At 48.9% G+C, this 2,308-nt stretch carries 3 protein-coding genes; 1 reads left to right on the forward strand and 2 read right to left on the reverse strand.

Annotated features, from left to right (window positions below; all coding sequences use genetic code 11):
- Positions 1-376: 376 nt before the first annotated feature.
- Positions 377-1,153 (forward strand): SDR family NAD(P)-dependent oxidoreductase, encoded by a 777-nt coding sequence (locus tag ACUVQO_RS22200; RefSeq protein WP_445927999.1) that lies wholly within the window; start codon positions 377-379, stop codon positions 1,151-1,153.
- A gap of 53 nt (positions 1,154-1,206) precedes the next feature.
- On the opposite strand, the gene ACUVQO_RS22205 is transcribed toward ACUVQO_RS22200, so the two are convergent.
- Both ACUVQO_RS22205 and ACUVQO_RS22210 read right to left on the reverse strand, forming a co-directional pair.
- Positions 1,207-1,842, reverse strand: a complete 636-nt coding sequence (locus ACUVQO_RS22205) for an SH3 domain-containing protein (RefSeq protein WP_445928000.1) — start codon at positions 1,840-1,842, stop codon at positions 1,207-1,209.
- A complete protein-coding gene (locus ACUVQO_RS22210; protein WP_445928001.1) occupies positions 1,842-2,117 on the reverse strand; it encodes a hypothetical protein in 276 nt (91 codons plus the stop codon). Before ACUVQO_RS22210 ends, ACUVQO_RS22205 begins: the two co-directional genes overlap by 1 nt.
- Positions 2,118-2,308 lie beyond the last annotated feature (191 nt).

Consider the following 2,308-nt stretch of genomic DNA (forward strand, 5'->3'; position numbering starts at 1 on the left):
GTCTTCAAATCCGACTCTCTGGAAGTGGAATATGCACAAGAGCAGGCTGAAACCAGGCTGATAGAAGATATAAACGAATGTAAAAATCAGCCAGTTTTTCTCATAAATATTGTCGCTATCTGATCTCGGTGTTAACGTCTGTAAACAGGATCATTCTGAAGTTTATGGAGGAGACGTAGATTTATGATTCAGGTTTTGTGTCTGTGATATCTTGACAACTCCTGAGATTCTCTCCCAATCAATAGTTTTGATTTCTTCTTTGTTTCAAGCCCAAGTTATTTCGCTGGCACCCTCATTTTTGGAGGGCTATAGGCTGACACTCTCTGGCCATAGCCCCTGGAGTGGTGCCGTGAAACCTCAATATTGGAGGTGTTTCATGACAATTAGAGGAAAAACAGCCATTGTGACTGGAGCATCACGGGGAATCGGACGAGCGATCGCTCTCAAATTTGCTCAACAGGGCGCTAAACGCTTGCTGCTGGTCGCTCGTACCCACCATCGCTTAACAGAAGTCGCATCTGAGGTAGAAGCGATGGGTACAGAGGCTGTGATTCTGCCCCTGGATCTGACCCAACCAATTGAAGTTCACAATGCGATCGTTAGAGCATTGCGTCATTATGGCCCGGTTCATATTCTGGTTAACTGTGCTGGGGTCGCCTACCAAACCTCTTTCCTGCAGTCTCGCTTGCTGCAGGTGCAGGATGAAATTGCCACCAATCTGGTAGGTATGTATACCATTACTCGCCTCGTTGCGCGCCGAATGGTGGCTCAACGGGAAGGTACGATCGTCAATGTCTCCAGTCTGATGGGAAAAATTGCCGCCCCCACGATGACCACCTATTCGGCCACCAAATTTGCGATCGTCGGCTTTACCCAGGCCCTTCGCAGCGAGTTAGCGGCCCACAATGTGAAAGTGGTAGCCTTACTTCCCTCTTTGACGGAAACCGATATGGCAGAAAATCTGCAATGGTTCCGAGGTGTTGTTCCGACAACTCCCGAAGCAGTGGCTAAAGCATTGGTAGTTGGATTGCAGAAAGGAACGACAGAAATTCTGGTGGGCTGGCAAAGTCACCTCGCCGTATGGTGCAATCGTTTTGCACCCTGGTTAGTAGAACGAGTGGTGCATCTAGCCGCTCCGCTCCCACAACGATGATGCCAATCTAGAAACCGGGTTTCTTCAGGAAACCCGGTTTCTAGATTAGTGCTCTAGTACAGATAGTTGGCGGCTACCCAATTTCCATCCGGTAATTGTTCCCAGGCGTAGCCATCGCGGTAGACGGTGCCATCTACGGTAGGCAGGTAAGTACCATCAGGAACGGCAGTTTCAATGCAGTTGTCCAGACCTGGCCCACGGCGAATATTCAGGCCAATCCCAGAACGGGTTGCCACATACCCACCGCCATCGCTATAGGAATAGGGGCTGTAGTAGTCATCGTCATAGGGTGAGCCGTAGCAGTCTTCGTAGCTGTAATCCTGGTAGTAGCGATCGCACGGATCATAGCTTGTTTCCTCATAGTAGCGATCGCATGGATCGTAGCTTGTTTGGTAGTAAGGGGTGACATAATCCGTAGCAACCCAGGCTGTCTCACCAATGCGTTGCCAGGTGTAGTATCGTTCGACCGGGTAACCAAATGTTTCGATAACTGTGCCGTCTTCTAAGCCACCCATTCGCCGGAAATTGATTCTAGGGCCGCTCCGAACATTCAACCCAATCCCTGTATTGGTGTCAACGTAACCTAAATATGTCGGCTGATATTTTTCATCTAAGCCGAGAGCCATTGCCGTTTCTTGACCAACACTACCATCCACCTGCTTCAGCCCCTGACGAATTTGAAAATCCATCACTGCGGCTTTGGTCTTAGATCCAAATTGTCCATCTGCCTCAATTCCCAGTGCTTTTTGTACATGGGTGACTGCTGCTCCAGACTTCCCTGGGCGATCGCAGAGGTTGCAGCCACTGCCTTGCTGGGGGATGCACTCACTGCTGCTACGGCCAGAGCCACCCCAGCTAAGGCTACTCCAGTTGACCCTGGGATTTTGATCTCTAAAGTTAATTCTGGATCAGGGGTGGGATCTTCGTAACTGGCCGCATTCTGAACAAACGCTAGAAACTCCATATTTTTCTCCTAGGTAGCATAAAATCATGAAGGTAGTCACCATGAAAATAAAAGTTTGTTCATGATGACTACCCAAATTAATATTCAGTTGTAGTTTTAGCTAACGACTAGTAGCAACCACAGTCGCAGTCATCATAGTAGTAACCGCGTGGCTCATAGTAGCAATCGCAGGGGTCGTAGCAGTCATCATA

It is taken from the genome of Leptodesmis sp., from assembly GCF_052746595.1.

Coding starts and splice junctions, on each gene's coding strand:
- ACUVQO_RS22200 (WP_445927999.1), top strand. CDS start 377: ATGACAATTAGAGGAAAAACAGCCATTGTGACTGGAGCATCACGGGGA.
- ACUVQO_RS22205 (WP_445928000.1), bottom strand. CDS start 1,842: ATGGATTTTCAAATTCGTCAGGGGCTGAAGCAGGTGGATGGTAGTGTT.
- ACUVQO_RS22210 (WP_445928001.1), bottom strand. CDS start 2,117: ATGGAGTTTCTAGCGTTTGTTCAGAATGCGGCCAGTTACGAAGATCCC.